This window comes from Duganella guangzhouensis, assembly GCF_009674535.1.
Lineage (GTDB): Bacteria > Pseudomonadota > Gammaproteobacteria > Burkholderiales > Burkholderiaceae_D > Rugamonas > Rugamonas guangzhouensis.
Genome location: NZ_WKJK01000002.1, coordinates 158,481 through 172,543, shown reverse-complemented (window position 1 = coordinate 172,543; position 14,063 = coordinate 158,481). Strand labels below are relative to the sequence as shown.

At 53.5% G+C, this 14,063-nt stretch carries 14 protein-coding genes and 2 tRNA genes; 8 read left to right on the top strand and 8 right to left on the bottom strand.

The window, feature by feature from the left end; genetic code table 11:
- The first annotated feature begins 12 nt into the window (after positions 1-12).
- Complete coding sequence (locus GJ699_RS03905) at positions 13-303, top strand: helix-turn-helix domain-containing protein (protein ID WP_154373329.1); 291 nt, start codon at positions 13-15, stop codon at positions 301-303.
- A 32-nt stretch (positions 304-335) separates the two neighbouring features.
- On the opposite strand, the gene GJ699_RS03900 is transcribed toward GJ699_RS03905, so the two are convergent.
- The gene (locus tag GJ699_RS03900; RefSeq protein WP_154373327.1) at positions 336-1,025 is read right to left on the bottom strand and encodes a hypothetical protein; all 690 of its coding nucleotides are present in this window, start codon (positions 1,023-1,025) and stop codon (positions 336-338) included.
- A gap of 174 nt (positions 1,026-1,199) precedes the next feature.
- Here GJ699_RS03900 and GJ699_RS03895 point away from each other — a divergent pair, with 174 nt between their 5' ends.
- Positions 1,200-1,658 carry a nuclear transport factor 2 family protein gene (locus GJ699_RS03895; RefSeq protein WP_154373325.1) on the top strand — a complete coding sequence of 153 codons (459 nt, stop codon included), beginning with the start codon at positions 1,200-1,202 and terminating at the stop codon, positions 1,656-1,658.
- Positions 1,659-1,685: 27 nt separating this feature from the next.
- On the opposite strand, the gene GJ699_RS03890 is transcribed toward GJ699_RS03895, so the two are convergent.
- Positions 1,686-2,015 (bottom strand): DUF2322 family protein, encoded by a 330-nt coding sequence (locus GJ699_RS03890; protein WP_154373323.1) that lies wholly within the window; start codon positions 2,013-2,015, stop codon positions 1,686-1,688.
- 146 nt (positions 2,016-2,161) lie between these two features.
- On the opposite strand from GJ699_RS03890, the gene GJ699_RS03885 reads away from it, so the two are divergent.
- The 5 genes from GJ699_RS03885 to GJ699_RS03865 all read left to right on the top strand — a co-directional run bounded on the left by GJ699_RS03885 (position 2,162) and on the right by GJ699_RS03865 (position 7,357).
- Positions 2,162-3,448, top strand: coding sequence for a type II toxin-antitoxin system HipA family toxin (locus tag GJ699_RS03885; protein WP_154374084.1), 1,287 nt, complete (start codon positions 2,162-2,164; stop codon positions 3,446-3,448).
- A complete protein-coding gene (locus GJ699_RS03880) occupies positions 3,448-3,735 on the top strand; it encodes a helix-turn-helix domain-containing protein (protein WP_154373322.1) in 288 nt (95 codons plus the stop codon). The genes GJ699_RS03885 and GJ699_RS03880 overlap by 1 nt, the downstream gene beginning before the upstream one ends.
- Before the next feature lie 185 nt (positions 3,736-3,920).
- The gene (locus GJ699_RS03875; RefSeq protein WP_154373320.1) at positions 3,921-4,610 is read left to right on the top strand and encodes a DUF3334 family protein; all 690 of its coding nucleotides are present in this window, start codon (positions 3,921-3,923) and stop codon (positions 4,608-4,610) included.
- Positions 4,611-5,028: 418 nt separating this feature from the next.
- Positions 5,029-7,224, top strand: a complete 2,196-nt coding sequence (locus GJ699_RS03870; protein ID WP_154373318.1) for a TonB-dependent receptor — start codon at positions 5,029-5,031, stop codon at positions 7,222-7,224.
- Positions 7,225-7,281: 57 nt separating this feature from the next.
- A tRNA-Asn gene (locus tag GJ699_RS03865) sits at positions 7,282-7,357 on the top strand.
- A gap of 288 nt (positions 7,358-7,645) precedes the next feature.
- On the opposite strand, the gene GJ699_RS03860 is transcribed toward GJ699_RS03865, so the two are convergent.
- The 6 genes from GJ699_RS03860 to GJ699_RS03835 all read right to left on the bottom strand — a co-directional run bounded on the left by GJ699_RS03860 (position 7,646) and on the right by GJ699_RS03835 (position 13,854).
- Positions 7,646-8,446 (bottom strand): FRG domain-containing protein, encoded by an 801-nt coding sequence (locus tag GJ699_RS03860; protein ID WP_154373316.1) that lies wholly within the window; start codon positions 8,444-8,446, stop codon positions 7,646-7,648.
- 98 nt (positions 8,447-8,544) lie between these two features.
- Positions 8,545-9,282 (bottom strand): hypothetical protein, encoded by a 738-nt coding sequence (locus GJ699_RS03855; RefSeq protein WP_154373314.1) that lies wholly within the window; start codon positions 9,280-9,282, stop codon positions 8,545-8,547.
- A 25-nt stretch (positions 9,283-9,307) separates the two neighbouring features.
- Complete coding sequence (locus tag GJ699_RS03850; RefSeq protein WP_154373312.1) at positions 9,308-10,426, bottom strand: DUF4062 domain-containing protein; 1,119 nt, start codon at positions 10,424-10,426, stop codon at positions 9,308-9,310.
- A 60-nt stretch (positions 10,427-10,486) separates the two neighbouring features.
- Positions 10,487-10,747, bottom strand: coding sequence for a helix-turn-helix transcriptional regulator (locus tag GJ699_RS03845; RefSeq protein ID WP_154373310.1), 261 nt, complete (start codon positions 10,745-10,747; stop codon positions 10,487-10,489).
- A gap of 485 nt (positions 10,748-11,232) precedes the next feature.
- Entirely contained in the window at positions 11,233-12,648 is a 1,416-nt protein-coding gene (locus GJ699_RS03840; protein ID WP_154373308.1) for a hypothetical protein, read from the bottom strand.
- A 111-nt stretch (positions 12,649-12,759) separates the two neighbouring features.
- Positions 12,760-13,854, bottom strand: coding sequence for a hypothetical protein (locus GJ699_RS03835; protein ID WP_154373306.1), 1,095 nt, complete (start codon positions 13,852-13,854; stop codon positions 12,760-12,762).
- Between the two features lie 108 nt (positions 13,855-13,962).
- On the opposite strand from GJ699_RS03835, the gene GJ699_RS03830 reads away from it, so the two are divergent.
- Positions 13,963-14,038, top strand: a tRNA-Asn gene (locus GJ699_RS03830).
- Positions 14,039-14,063: the final 25 nt, after the last annotated feature.

Here is a 14,063-nt window from a genome sequence, read left to right as displayed (position 1 = left end):
AAGGAGATTAAGATGGGAAGCGATTTTGGTACTGACTTGATTGAGAGTCTCAATCAGGCCGTTGCTCATGCCAAAGGGCAAGTGAAAGTCGCGCAGGTGCATATGGTGCACGTCCCTGATGTGCGCACTCTACGCGAGCGCTTGAAAATGTCGCAGCAAACATTTGCGTCAACCTACCGTATTCCATTGGCAACGCTCAAGGGCTGGGAGCAGGGCCGACGTCAACCTGACGCGACTGCCGTAGCCTACTTAAGTGTCATCGAGAAGATGCCGAGAGAGACACGGGCCGCGCTGGCTGCCTAGGCGGAGCCTGGCGAGTATTCGCCTATTGGCTTTTATAGCGCGCCGAAAGCACGTGCTGCGTCGTTCAACCAAGTGATGCCTGGCGTAATGAGCACGCTGAGGTGTTGCAGGACCGTGAACACTAGCAGAATGACGTAGGGCTTGCGTATGCCGCCATTGCGGCTGTCGCTCACCAGCAGGGCGGCCACCACCAGCTCGGTGGCGAAATAGGCGGCGTGCACCGCCGAGATGAACGAGGTGACAAAGGGGAAATGCAGTCCCACCATCAGGCGTGCCAAGGCAGGCGGCAACAGCAGCGTTGCCGTTGAGGCCATGTAGCGGGCATGTAGTTGGATGCGGTTGCGATTGGCGATCGCCATGCAGTAAGTCCAGGCGAAATACAGAATCGAGGTCAGGTCTAAAAAGCCCAGCAGCGTGCCGAAGGCTTTGACGAAGCCGCGCTGTTGCCCGGACAGCATGTCGTGTAGCACCAGGAACCCGGAAATCAGGAACAGCGGCACCACTACCAGCGAGAGGCGGCCTATCAGGCGATGCAGTTTGAGGCGCCGGTGCGCGTAGAGCCACGACTGAACAATCAGCATCAGCAACCAAATGGTCGCCATCGTGCCATGGAACATCCGAATCGGATCGGTCTGCCCCAGCCGTCCAAAGAACGAGGGATAGAACCCGCCTATCGCAATGAGCAAGGCCAGAATAAAGTATGCATACGCGCGTTTATACATAGGTACCCCGGTGTCTGGACGGTGGGTATTTTAATTATAAATATGATAATAACGCGAATGCAGGGCTGCTGCATTACATAAATTTCCGAAGGTTGGGTCTGTGTATCCGCGCATTGCAGGGGATGGGGTTTTGTGTTTTCATGGCTATGTTGCCTACTTTGCAAAGGTCATCCCATGAAACGCGCATTGCTGTTTCTGCTGTTGGTCGCATCGCCACTGCTGGTGCTGGCGTCCGATGCCGACGATAAGCCGTTGATCGAACGCGCGGTGCGCGACTATATCGAATCGCAACATCAGACCGATCCGGCGCGCATGGAGCGTAGCCTTGATCCCAAGCTCGCCAAGCGCACTTATTGGCAGGCGGCGGACGGTTCTGAATTCATCATGACTACCGACTTTGACACGATGCTCAAGGTCGCCAGGAACTACAACAAGGATGGCTCGAAATTTCCGGCGCAGCCACGGGTCGACATCAAGATCCTCGACATCGACCAGCGCGTGGCAACCGTCAAGCTGACGGCCGACGAATGGATCGACTACCTGCATCTGTACAAGAACCAGCACAGCGAGTGGAAGATCGTCAATGTGCTGTGGCAGTACCATGACACGGCGCGCCAGGTCAGCAAAAAGTAACCCAGCGCGCGGTTGCCTGGGAGGAGGTTACAGCGCTTTCACCTGCAGGGTTTGATCGGCCGTTTTAATGTTGAACAGACGGTCGATGTTGGGATGTTTGCCTGGATTGGCGCGGGCATCCTGGGTGTGTTCGGCATAAATCTTCAGGCCCAGTTCCGCTGCCTCGGGGGTGATCGCGCCGAGTGTGTCGGCCAGCCAGCCATAAACGCGCAGCGATCCCGCCTGGCCTGGTTTGTTCTCGATCTTTGCCACTGGCGTGCCCGACTGGTCGAGCAATTCGATGGCCGCCACGGTCTCCATTGCAGGAAGCAGGGCCAGGTTGTCGGAGAATTTATCGCTGAAGTTTGGTAATTGCATAGGGATTCTGACGAATGTTGATGTGATTAAAAGCGGTATTTTGTCATAGCTGACGTTTTATTGGCGATGATAGACTGCTTAAATGCACATCAAACTATCGCATATGAGTCTTGGACTTTCGCTTTATGTGATACTAAGCTGTGTATATGGTCAAAGAATGTACATTGCAGGTTTTTATAGATGGAATTTGGCGCGATGCCGCTGGCCTGGCGTTGGTTGGCGATGAAGCGTCGGGCATCGGCGCGCCAACATTCTTGAGCTATGGTGCAGACTACACCTTGGCGCACTTGCAGCGCCAGGATGCCGCCGCGCTGTCGGTCAATCATAAAATTGATCTGGTGGTGGCAAGCTCCGCGACCTGGCCGCCATTTCTGATTGATTTGCTTCCACAGGGCCATGGGCGCAAGGAGTTGTTGCATCAACTGGGGCGGGATGAGAACGCCGGCCCCGCTGCAGACTGGGCATTGCTGTGCGCTGGCTCGGGCAACCCGATCGGAAATGTCCGGGTCAAAGAAGCTTACGACTGGGCGATGATGCGCACCAATGGTCCGGGACGGGGCTTCACAATGGAAGAGATTTCGCAGCGCGCTGAAGATTTCAATGAATATCTCGCACAACATGGGCTGTTCCTTGCCGGCTCGTCCGGCATTCAGGGCGAGTGGCCCAAGGTGTTGCTGACGCGCGCGCGTGATGGTCTCTTCTATCTCGATCATGCTCTCCCGGATGAGCAAGCTGAACAACACTACATTGTGAAATTTGGCCGCGGCACTGATCATGCGCTAGCCAACATCCTGCGCTGCGAGGGCGCGTATATGCAGCTGGCGCGTCAGCTGGGACTACGGGTGCATGATGATCTGGTGTTGCGTGGTCGTGCCCTGTTTATCCCGCGTTTCGACCGCAAGGTAGTTGACGGCCGTGTGCAGCGCTATGCCCAGGAAAGCGTTGCCTCGGTGTGTCAGCTCAGTAAATTCGGCGAGGTACCCAGCCATAACGACTTCCTGAGCAGGTTGGCGAGCTTCGCCACCGACATGCCGCAGGAAACCATTGAATACGTTAAGCGTGACATTGCGAATGTGGTCTTGGGTAATACGGATAATCATGCCCGCAATACTGCTATCCAGCGCCGTGACGATGGCTATATCGGCCTGACGCCAGTGTTTGATTTCGCGCCCATGTTCCTCCATCCCGACGGTATGGCCCGCCGTATGCGCTGGATCCGCGACGATGGGGGAGCGCCGCACTGGAGCGGTGTGATTGATCAGGCGGCACAACTCGGCGGTATCGATGCGGCGGCACTACGCGCGGCAGTAAAGGAAATGATCGAGCCGCTGAGCTCCTTGATGGATGAGGCATATGCGCTGGGCATCGGCGAACTGATCGAACCCAAGCGCCGAACTGTTGAAAATAACCTGAGCCAATTGAAGGCGCTCTGATGGACAAGCGGTATGCCACTTTGACGCCGATAGAGCAAAACCAGCTGCGCGCTGCGCTGATGGCGCGGCTGCATGCGGCGCCGGATTTGCCCATTCCACGAGTCATACGCGAGATCCGCAAGACGCTGCGTTTTACCATTCCCGAGTACGCACAAATCTGCGGCGTATCGCCGCGCACTTTGCAGGACATTGAACGCGGTGTCTCCAGCCCCACGCTGGATACGGTGGAAAAGCTGCTGCGACCGATGGGAATGCGGGCCGGCGCGGTGGTGATTCCAAGGCCATAAATATGGGGCTACTCAGGTCGCGGTAAACTGAGGTTTTTGCATTTTGGCACGCTAAATTCATAAGAATGCACGATACAAGTGGACGGGAATCTTGCACGTCGGTATTCTGGAAACCTGTTTCCGGGGCGGCGATCCGCACTCTGGAAACGATGCAGTCATCTTAAAAATAGTAAGAGGTAGAGATTATGAGCGGTGAAAACGAAGCAGTTGTCTACGGCACCGAAGACCTGCTGGTCAGTCTGTGTAACTCGGTCGCTCGGGTGTTGAACGTGGCAACACAAAGCAAGGTGAATTATTCCGGCATGGTGCAGCGCATCACCAAGATCGGCCTGAAGCCCGACATCGGTTGCTTCGTCTTGTTTGACGGCGGCTTTACCGGCCTGGTGGTGCTGAACTTCGCCGCCGACACGGCGATGGAAATCTACGAGCGCTACATGCTGCACATGGGCATGCCGAAGTCCGAACTGGCCGGCTCCCACACCTCCGACGAAGTGTCGAATATCCTTGGCGAACTGATGAATCAGATCGTTGGTGACTTCACCGGCAAGATCCGGCGCGAACTGCAAACCAACATCACCCAGAATCAGCCGAAGATGCTGGTGCTGAACAAGCAGATCGTACTCAGCGTCGATACTCCGCTGGACCGGCCGGAAATGCGCCGCGTCAGCTTCTACACCGAGAAGGGCAATGTGTTCTATCTGGAACTGGCGATCGACCGCACCGAATTTATCCGCGTCAGCGATTTCGATTCCAGTGAAATCACCGATCCGGATGCGCTGCTGGAACAGGAGCGCGACGCCGTCCACAACGCGTCCCCAGCCGCCTCGGCCGTCGATGACGATGCCGACGAATTGCTGAAATCGCTGGGCATGTAAGTCCGCCCGCATCCTCCTCACACGGCCAGCCTCGCGCTGGCCGTGCTGCTTTTGTGGTCATTTTCCTACAGTTGCCACTGTCTCATTTTTTCCACCCCGACCATTCCACTGTTGGCAAATCCACCATGGTGTGGGTGGCTTGCCACGCCTAACCCACTGAATATTCAGTTATTGCATATGCTTAGCCGAATTTCTAACCGTTAATTGGATTTCAGTTATATTCGCCTTGCAATACACGGTATCAATATTCGAAAATATCGCCTTTCAAAAAAGTCAGTGCAATATTGATAGCTCCGCGGGCGGATTCAGGGCTGCCACGCGCTACCACGATCACAGCAGATGGCCGGGTAGTGACCTAAAAGAGAGAACAGGAGACGCTGTTTTTAACTCTTTGCACTACATTAAATCGGGAACTTGAATGATCAAACTGTCGAAGATGCACAAGCGCGTACTCGCGCTGGGCGCCATTCTGCCGATCGGCTCCGCTTTTGCGCAGACCGATGCAGCCACCACCCAGCCACAGCTGGAAACCGTCACCGTGACCGCGCAGCGTCGCGCCGAGAACATCAAGGACGTACCGGTCTCCGTGACCATGCTGAAAGATGAAAAACTGGACACGCTGCTGTCCGGCGGCCAGGACATCCGTTTCCTGGCAGGCAAAGTGCCTTCGCTGAACGTGGAATCGTCGAATGGCCGTACCTTCCCGCGCTTCTACATCCGCGGCTACGGCAACACCGACTTCTCGAGCTTCGCCTCGCAGCCGGTATCGCTGGTGTATGACGACGTAGTGCAAGAAAACGGCATCCTGAAAGGCTTCCCGGTGTTCGACGTGGAAGGCGTGGAAGTGCTGCGCGGCCCGCAAGGCACCCTGTTCGGCCGCAACACCCCGGCCGGCGTGGTCAAGTTTGAATCGGCCAAGCCGAACCTGGACAAGATCGAAGGCTATTACAGCGCTTCCGTCGCCACCCACATGACCTCCAGCGTGGAAGGCGCCGCCAACATTCCGCTGTCGAGCGAATGGGCGATGCGCGTGTCGACCCTGCGTCAGCACCGCGACAACTTCGTCGACAACACCTACACCGGCCAGAACGATGCGCTGGAAGGCTACAACGAACACGCCGAGCGCGTGCAGTTCCTGTACAAGCCAAGCACCACCTTCAACGCGCTGTTCAACGTGCACTCGCGCACCACCGACGGCAGCGCTCGTCTGTTCCGCGCCAACGTCATCCAGAAAGGCAGCAATAACCTGGTTGACGACTACGACTTCAACAAGATCAGCACCAACGGCCTGAACTTCCAGAACCTGAAAACCAACGGCGCCAACGCCCGTCTGAGCTGGGATCTGGGTTCGGTCAAACTGTTCTCGATCACCGGCTACGAAGGCGTGGACAACTACCTGAGCCATGGCGACATCGACGGCGGCACGCCAAGCGGCCCTGGCATCGTTCCATTCCAGGTGGAGACCGCCGGCGGCATCGACTACCTGAAACAGTACAGCCAGGAATTCCGTGTTGAATCGAAAAACGCGGGCCCGCTGAACTGGCAGACCGGCGTCTACTACTTCAAGGAAAACGGCCAAGCCTTCAGCGACACCTTCGACACCACCAGCCATGCGCTGGCGTCGCATCTGGTCAGCCATCAGAACAACACCGCGTACGCCGTGTTCGGTTCGGTGACCTATGACGTGTCGAGCGACTTCTCGGTACGTGGCGGCCTGCGCTACACCCACGACCAGAAAGACTTCCGCACCGTCACCGCCTGGAACGTGACCCAAGTGGGCGCCACCTCGGTCGAAGAGAGCAAGAACAAAGCGAACTGGGATCTGAGCGGCACCTACAAGCTGAACAAGGACATCAGCGCCTACGCCCGCGTCGCCACCGGCTTCCGCGCGCCATCGATCGCCGCCGCCTCGTCGCAGGTACCGATCACCGTGGCCGATGCTGAAACCATCACCTCGTACGAAGCCGGCATCAAAGCCGACCTGTTCAACCGCCGCGCCCGCGCGTCGCTGAGCGTGTATGACTACGATGTGAAGAACCAGCAGCTGACCGTGGTTGGTGGTAACTCCAACGTGACCAAGCTGATCAACGCTGCCAAGACCATCGGTCGCGGCCTGGAAGGCGAGATCGAAGGCTTCGTGACGCCGGACTTCAAGATGAGCTTCAGCGGTTCGTACAACTTCACCAAGATCGAAGATCCGAATCTGTACGTGGCCAAGTGCGCGCAGTGCACCATCACCGATCCGATCGGCTCAAACGGTCTGGTGTCGATCAACGGCAACCCGCTGCCACAAGCCGCCAAGTGGATCTTCAACGCCACCGCGCGCTACAACTGGCCACTGCAGAACGGTAACCTGTTCGTGCTGACCGACTGGTCGTACCGCAGCAAGATCAACTACTTCCTGTATGAAGCCAAGGAATTCACTGGCAAGCCGCTGACCGAAGGCGGCCTGCGCCTGGGTTACAACTGGGACGGCGGCAAATACGAAGTGGCCGGTTTCGTGCGTAACATCCTGGACAAGCAGCAAGCGATCGGCGCGATCGACTTCAACAACCTGACCGGCTTCGTCAATGAGCCACGTCAGTTTGGCGTGCAGTTCCGCGGCGGTTTCTAATAAATCGTCGTTCAGCTAGGCAGCTGAACCGGGGCCGTATATAATGCGGCCCTCAATTCCCTGATAGCTCAGTCGGTAGAGCGACGGACTGTTAATCCGCAGGTCCCTGGTTCGAGTCCAGGTCGGGGAGCCAGAATACAGTAGCATGCCAAGAACCCAGCCATAACCCGGTTGGGTTTTTGCGTTTTAGGGCGCGTTTATTTGCGCATAGTGGGCCGCAGCGAACGCTCTCGTGCTTGCACCCCTTGGGCTGCGCTTGCGCGTCAGGGAGGCGCGCAGGTGGGCTTAGGACGACCAAAGAAAAGCTGTCAACTTTTTGGCTCTAGTATCAAGCCAATCGGTATCGCTTAGCAGTGCAATCCCTTTACCATCAACGAGCTTGATTGCCGTCTCGCTTAATAGGGCGGCTTGATCTAGTGCATCAAAGCTGATTGAGCGGTGGGAGTTCTAACATTGCTGTGATAGTTTTAGCTCGTCCTTGAGCGTACCGATGATGTTCAAAAGTCTTCACTTCCTGGGCAACGCCTGAGATACCTGGATAGATGAAGGATGCCGACACACCAAGGGCTCTTAGACGTTTGCGAAGCTCATGCTTCCATTCACCTCTGATGACCAGTTTTTCCATCCCTTCAATCGCAAGCGGTTCTACTGGATTTGCTGGGCATGAGAAGATCGACCGTTGATTGAGGTAACGAACATCTTTGTATTGCGGCCGCACGAAAACGACCACGCCTTGTGATGGCTGTAGGGCGATTATCTGCAAAATTCCTTTTGTGCCCTTACGGATGTCAGCAGTGTAAGGGTCAAACTCGGCGTAGTCGTCAGCAATCAGATGCGACAGATAGTTCACAACTCCGTCCTTGTCGTCATGATGTTCAACAGCAAAGTACAATGCTACTAAAGGGTTCGTTGACCAATCTAGTAACCTCGTAGGGAGTCCATAGTGCTGAGCCAAAAAGAGCCACTCCCAATCTGTCTCAGGCTTTATATCCAGCACAGGCATTGACAGGCGTTTGAACTCGCTCATCATCTTCATTTCTATCATATCGATGCTCTGGTCAATCATGTGCTCTTTTGGCCTGCCTAGTGCTGGTATGAGTTCGTGAGCGACGTTGGACACACCACGGAATAGTAACGGAGGTCCGTTGTGGCCAGCTCCGATGGCAAGGTAGGTGTTCCAAAATTCGTTGATGTCTTCAAAGTGTTTTATATTCTCGGCCATGATGGAATTAGCTATTATGACAAATTGACTTTATATTCTTCGCGGGATCACATAGTTCATCTACGTTTCTGGTTCAACTATGGTAAAGCATCCGTTGCCTATTCGTGCTTTTGTCTCTTGATCTTCAGGGCGTGGATTATGATTTCTATAGGTAAAAAGTGAATCAACTTACTGTTCACAGTCCCTTGTAGTGCCATGCCGCACAATATCGGGATTGGGAGGTTTCCTTCGGTCCGATACCACATGAACACAGGGCTACCACTGAATCCGTTAAAATCTTTAAAGTCTTCCGCGTTTTTGATTTGCAAACGGTAAAGATGCGCATGGTCTGAATCCCCAGCATAGGTGCCAAATAGTATGGCGACCTCTGTGTTAATCTCTTCAGACTCATAATCTATATCGGAGCGCTCACTTGGATAGCCAATGACGAAGAAATCCATATCGCTCACCTCAAATTCCCAATCGGGAATCACGGCACGCTCAATGTTGATAATTGTTGTTTGAGACAAATCGATATCTTGCGCAGCAGATGCAGCTATTTCAATGATGGCTAAATCTACAAAATGCTCCTGAGAGTCCGCTGTGGAAACATAAAAGACATTATCTAAAGGCAATAATTTGAGGGAGGTGTTAGAAGGATAAATACATATAGGGCTTGGATTATCTGGATTAAGACCATGCCTAGTTGTAATAGCGTATATTTTTCCTTCGTAGCCAACTAGAAATACTGTGCCAAGCGTCGAGTATGGATAATCGGCATGCCCAGTTTCAAATACAAGCGGGTGAACTGATAGAGATAGTCTTGCTAGTGCGTCTGGCGTTACGGTTTGATTCATAGTGGTCGAATTAAAATTCCCAACCTCATCGCTTGCTGTTGAATAATTTTTCCGATTCAAGTAGTAGACGTTCGCCGAATCTTACATGTTCCCGGAATTTTCTCTGTGCTGCGAGAATGCGTTCATTGGTCGTCAACATGACCCCGCTTAGCTTCGGCGTTACTTTAGCAAGCTGGTCAATATACTCCCCTGTTGATCTATAAACTGGATGCAGTTTTCTACGAAGATCCGTGAGCGTCTGATTCAATGATTTAGTTTTGATGTCGGGAAATGCAATGGAGATCGCTCCAGCTCCTAAAACACCTTCGATGAAAATGGAGAATGCAGAGATGAAGGTAGCTTCGAAATTTTCGGCAGCATCTGCATATTCGACCATCTCATTCGTCATTTCGATTAAGGATAACTTCCAGACAATATCTGGGGTTTCATTGGTCATCGCGCGCGCTTGCGCTGCCCTGCGGCTGTTGGCGGTAATATATGTGAGATGAATTTTTGCAAATTGCTTAATGATCGCTGGGAGGGCGATACTTTGAGTTTTGATGCTATGTAAATAGCTGTTATACCGGTCTTTCAACTCATCTTTCGTATTCTGAGGTGTTACGACGAGCTCACGGTGGCGCTTCGCCCACCCTTGAATATGGCGTGTCAAGTGTACCCTGACTAGTTGACCGAATTGTTCGGGATGTGAAAACTCGCAGTACAGGAGGCCATCTTTCGCCAGTTTGCTGCGAAATTGTTGAATTGCTTCCAACTGTGAGGCTTCGACGTCGGCGTTCGAATCCACTTTTTTGAAGTAGAACATCAGCTGTGGGACCCCACTTATCCGATATCGTGCCAATGCACGTTCGAACTCCTCAACGGTCCCTGATGCAGCTCTACCCGTAGGGGTACCAAATCGCTTCCACATTATCCCGAGAAATACGTCATATTCCTCTCCGATCTGTGTATTGATTACATCTTGCCCGTCCGCGCCGACGGCAGGATAAGTATGCGTTTCCCATCTGACTAACCGGAGATGAACACCGATGTCTTCACTCCATAGGTTATTCCATTCACTCACGAATACGTCAACGAGGTCGCGCTCACCCCCAACATCACTAGGGCTTGCCAGAAATATACTGAGAACTTGTTCGGTCTTAGGCATTGCAAAGATATTTATGAGTTGTGGATTTGCTATGCGGGCTCGAAAACGCTTGTATTGAAATTAGCGTTCCTGCTTGATCACGGCATCCAGACTAAATCCCGGCTGTAATACTTCCCATAGCTCCAAATCTAGTGATTGCGCTACTCGCTCTGCCGCCTCTAAGGTTGGCGTCACGTCACCACGCTCGATCTGACCCACATACATCCGGTGCAGATTGGCCATCTCGGCAAGCTTTTCTTGGGATAGATTTTTCACGTGAGGCACCAAGCCGATGTTCTGGCTAAACGTGTCTTTGGCGCTGGTAGGGAGAGGCTTTTTCATCCTCTAAGCATTCAAGACCGCAGTTCATCTATCTGAATATCATATCATCCACAATGATGACTATATGCATCTTAAAGATAACTAATTGCAATATTCTAGGTAAAATTTTAGCCAATTTAGCAAGGAGGCGTAACAGTAAGGAATCTTCAACTGAAGCAGATCGGCATGGGCTAGAAAACTCGTTGCGTTTCTTCTACTTGGTGCCCATCAGCTGGCCGGAGCTTCTTTCTGTTAATCCGCAGGTCCCTGGTTCGAGTCCAGGTCGGGGAGCCAGAATTTTAGTAGTACAGAATCAGGGGGTTACATGCTTCGGTGTGTAGCCCCTTTTTTCGTTTTGGAGCCATATCGGGACTGGGGGGCTGGAGTCCGCTGGCCGTATGGCTGGTCCGGGGAGGGCGACACTATGACCGCTCTCGCTGGGCTGGCTTCCGGCTGCCTGGGGCAGTTTATTTGGGCATAGTGGGCGGCGGGCGAGGTAGCCGGGATCAGTCGTCGCGCTCGAGGTCGAGTACTTGCCGGAACGCCTCATCAGGATCTACGCCGCGTTTGATCAGGCGTAGGATGGCTTCCTTGGGAGCATTCGCGATACCTTGTTCCCGGCTCGGATAAATATGGGGCAGCTCGGCATACGCCTTCTTCCAATGTTCGTAAAAGACTTTTTCGGCTTGCTCTCGCGTCATGATCCGGGGAGAACGCCTCGCTGCTCTATTCTTTGGCATGGCCTCGTTCAGTGCTTTTACGTCGATTCTTGAAAAATCGGCCATCGGCCATCGCTGAGCAGCCTCCTGTGCGTCGATCTGATCTGCCGTATGATTAACGGTGAGCGATTCCATCAGCCCGCGAATACCCTTGCCACGGCTTTGCAGATTCACGGTAATCCCGAAGTCGGGTTCCGGTTCTTGCCCATATTTGACCAGCCAGATATCGAGCAGGCGATGAGCCTGCGCATACCCCTTCTTTTCAAGGCTAGCGGCAAATACGTCGGCACGATTAGTCATTTCCTCGACCACGTTGAGCTTGGTATAAACAGCCAACACTTCTTCCTTGGTTAGGCTTGGTGGCAAGGTTTGCAACCAGCCTAACTGCGAAAATAGATAGGTCATGACGCGATCAGGTTTGATGGTTTTCAGGCCCAGATCCATCATCGTGTGCAGGGCAGTCATATTGCCCAGTAAAGCTTCGAAGCGTGCTTGCACCAAGCCCAGTGCGTGCCGTTCTTGAATCCATGCCTGGCCAATTTTGTGTTCCTGGCTGAATTGGTAGCCATCCATAAAGTGGTCCAGTGGATTGCCTCCGCGCTGACTATCGCCGTGCAGCTGTGCGGCGACGTTGTAATAGCGCTTAATCTTATGGCGTAAGGCGGAAAATCTCAGGCCCGGATAGCTGGCATTATCTTTCGTGAGGACTTTCCAGACTTCCGGCGTTGTTTTTGCATTGGCAAAATGGGCGGCCGGATTCCAGTTACGATCTGCCTTGGACAGCTGAATCCAGCTTGCCTGCTTATCCTTTGGTAGTCGCTGCTTCCAGTAGTCGGAGAAGGTATTCCACTCGCCTTCATCGAATACATAGCGTCCTGGCTGGTAATTTTCTAGGTCGCGGAATAACGGGATCAAGGCCTGCATGCTTTTGATTTCAGCGTTGGCCTTCCGCGAAAGCGTTCCGGCATAGACAATGCGCTGCCACATGACTTGCCAAAGTTCGTGGTGGCTGACGTTCCTCGAAATTGCTTGAGTCAGTACGTTTTCGACTTCACGGACCAACTTTTGCTGATTGTTCTTGTGGACACTGATCACGCTGTCGGCCGTGGCATGTTCGATGACTACGGCACGCACAGCCTCAAAAAGGGCAGGACCAGAGTTATAGATTTTTGCATTGATTTGCGCACTGTACTGGGGTGACATTAAATGCTGCTTCCTTGTGATGGTAGTGACGATTTTTCTGACGTTCTGTTAATCCCCAGGTCCCTGGTTCGAGTCCAGGTCGGGGAGCCAGAATCAAGAAAAATCCAATCCTTACAGGTTGGGCTTTTTGCTTTTTGTCGCTGCCTTGATAAACGGTCCGGCGTCGATCAATTTCAGTTGGCCGGAATTGTCCCGCACCAGTATGCGGGCTGCCGTTGCGGCGACTGCGATTGGGTAGCCGGCCGAAGAGCCCAGGATCTTTCCTGTCTGTAGATCGATGATGTCAAACGTCGAGCGCTCTCCGTCTGATGCTACGGTTGCATAGCGTCCCTGGAGGAATGGTTGTACGCGAATATTGAGGCTGGTAAAGCCTGCGTGCAGGCCTTCGCTGGTGGCTGGTTTTTTCAAATGTTGACGTATGGTCCAGCGCTCTGTGCCGTCTGGGCTGTAGGCGCGAACCGCTGTCACATCATCTTCAAAATAGATAAAGTTTCCGCCGCAGCCAACGATGACGAGGTCAAACGCATTTGAGTAGGAAATGTGGTTCACCGAAGTTTCCGTACCTTGCAGGAGTGCGCGTCGGATTGGTAGCGAGATGAATGGCGTTGCAGACCATGCTTTCAAGTGACGGATTTCGAGTTTTTTATCATCACCTCTGGTCCCCATCACGACCTTGCTAGCAGGGCCGGAGCGGGGGAGTAACACGGCGCCGGAATAAACGGCCTCTAATGGATGGGGCGATTTCTCGGCCAAGCTGACCACGCTATAGGTGCCGCCCAGATATTTGACGACATACGCAGACCAGTCGGCCGTATGGTCGATGACATCGCAATCTTCGTCAGGCGGCATGTCAGGGGCGGGGGCGCCGCAGTGTAAGTTGGCCGGGATAAAACCAAGACTGACGGCGGTGCGGAAAAGCGCTGTTTGCCCCACATCTTTCACTTCTTGCTTGCCTTCTTCCCAAACGCTCACGTGGCCGTTGGGACATTGCAGTGCGAGTGCATGGCCGTCATCAGCAATCACCGCGCGGCTTGCAAAAACGCTGTCACCGGCGCAGAGAGGGAATGTATAAATTTCCGTCAGGCCAGCGATGGCACTTTCCGCACTGCCTGCGCTAACGGAGGCGGAAAGCACGAATCCGGTCATTGCGCCAAGCAACTTCAAGCAAGAGTTCATGGGGAATTTGGGAGAAGGGATTGTTTGCATCGTACAGCACTTTTTCCTCATGGCATTTTTTCTATTTGTGCGTACTGATGATTCGGCGTCTCGGCACTAGACAGAAGTGGATGTGCTGGATATAATTCTGGCCTCAATTCCCTGATAGCTCAGTCGGTAGAGCGACGGACTGTTAATCCGCAGGTCCCTGGTTCGAGTCCAGGTCGGGGAGCCAGAATTCAAAATGCCTTGCATTCGCG

Coding starts and splice junctions, on each gene's coding strand:
- GJ699_RS03860 (WP_154373316.1), bottom strand. CDS start 8,446: ATGGCCGAGAATATAAAACACTTTGAAGACATCAACGAATTTTGGAAC.
- GJ699_RS03845 (WP_154373310.1), bottom strand. CDS start 10,747: ATGAAAAAGCCTCTCCCTACCAGCGCCAAAGACACGTTTAGCCAGAAC.
- GJ699_RS03870 (WP_154373318.1), top strand. CDS start 5,029: ATGATCAAACTGTCGAAGATGCACAAGCGCGTACTCGCGCTGGGCGCC.
- GJ699_RS03900 (WP_154373327.1), bottom strand. CDS start 1,025: ATGTATAAACGCGCGTATGCATACTTTATTCTGGCCTTGCTCATTGCG.
- GJ699_RS03880 (WP_154373322.1), top strand. CDS start 3,448: ATGGACAAGCGGTATGCCACTTTGACGCCGATAGAGCAAAACCAGCTG.
- GJ699_RS03895 (WP_154373325.1), top strand. CDS start 1,200: ATGAAACGCGCATTGCTGTTTCTGCTGTTGGTCGCATCGCCACTGCTG.
- GJ699_RS03875 (WP_154373320.1), top strand. CDS start 3,921: ATGAGCGGTGAAAACGAAGCAGTTGTCTACGGCACCGAAGACCTGCTG.
- GJ699_RS03835 (WP_154373306.1), bottom strand. CDS start 13,854: ATGCAAACAATCCCTTCTCCCAAATTCCCCATGAACTCTTGCTTGAAG.
- GJ699_RS03850 (WP_154373312.1), bottom strand. CDS start 10,426: ATGCCTAAGACCGAACAAGTTCTCAGTATATTTCTGGCAAGCCCTAGT.
- GJ699_RS03855 (WP_154373314.1), bottom strand. CDS start 9,282: ATGAATCAAACCGTAACGCCAGACGCACTAGCAAGACTATCTCTATCA.
- GJ699_RS03885 (WP_154374084.1), top strand. CDS start 2,162: ATGGTCAAAGAATGTACATTGCAGGTTTTTATAGATGGAATTTGGCGC.
- GJ699_RS03840 (WP_154373308.1), bottom strand. CDS start 12,648: ATGTCACCCCAGTACAGTGCGCAAATCAATGCAAAAATCTATAACTCT.
- GJ699_RS03905 (WP_154373329.1), top strand. CDS start 13: ATGGGAAGCGATTTTGGTACTGACTTGATTGAGAGTCTCAATCAGGCC.
- GJ699_RS03890 (WP_154373323.1), bottom strand. CDS start 2,015: ATGCAATTACCAAACTTCAGCGATAAATTCTCCGACAACCTGGCCCTG.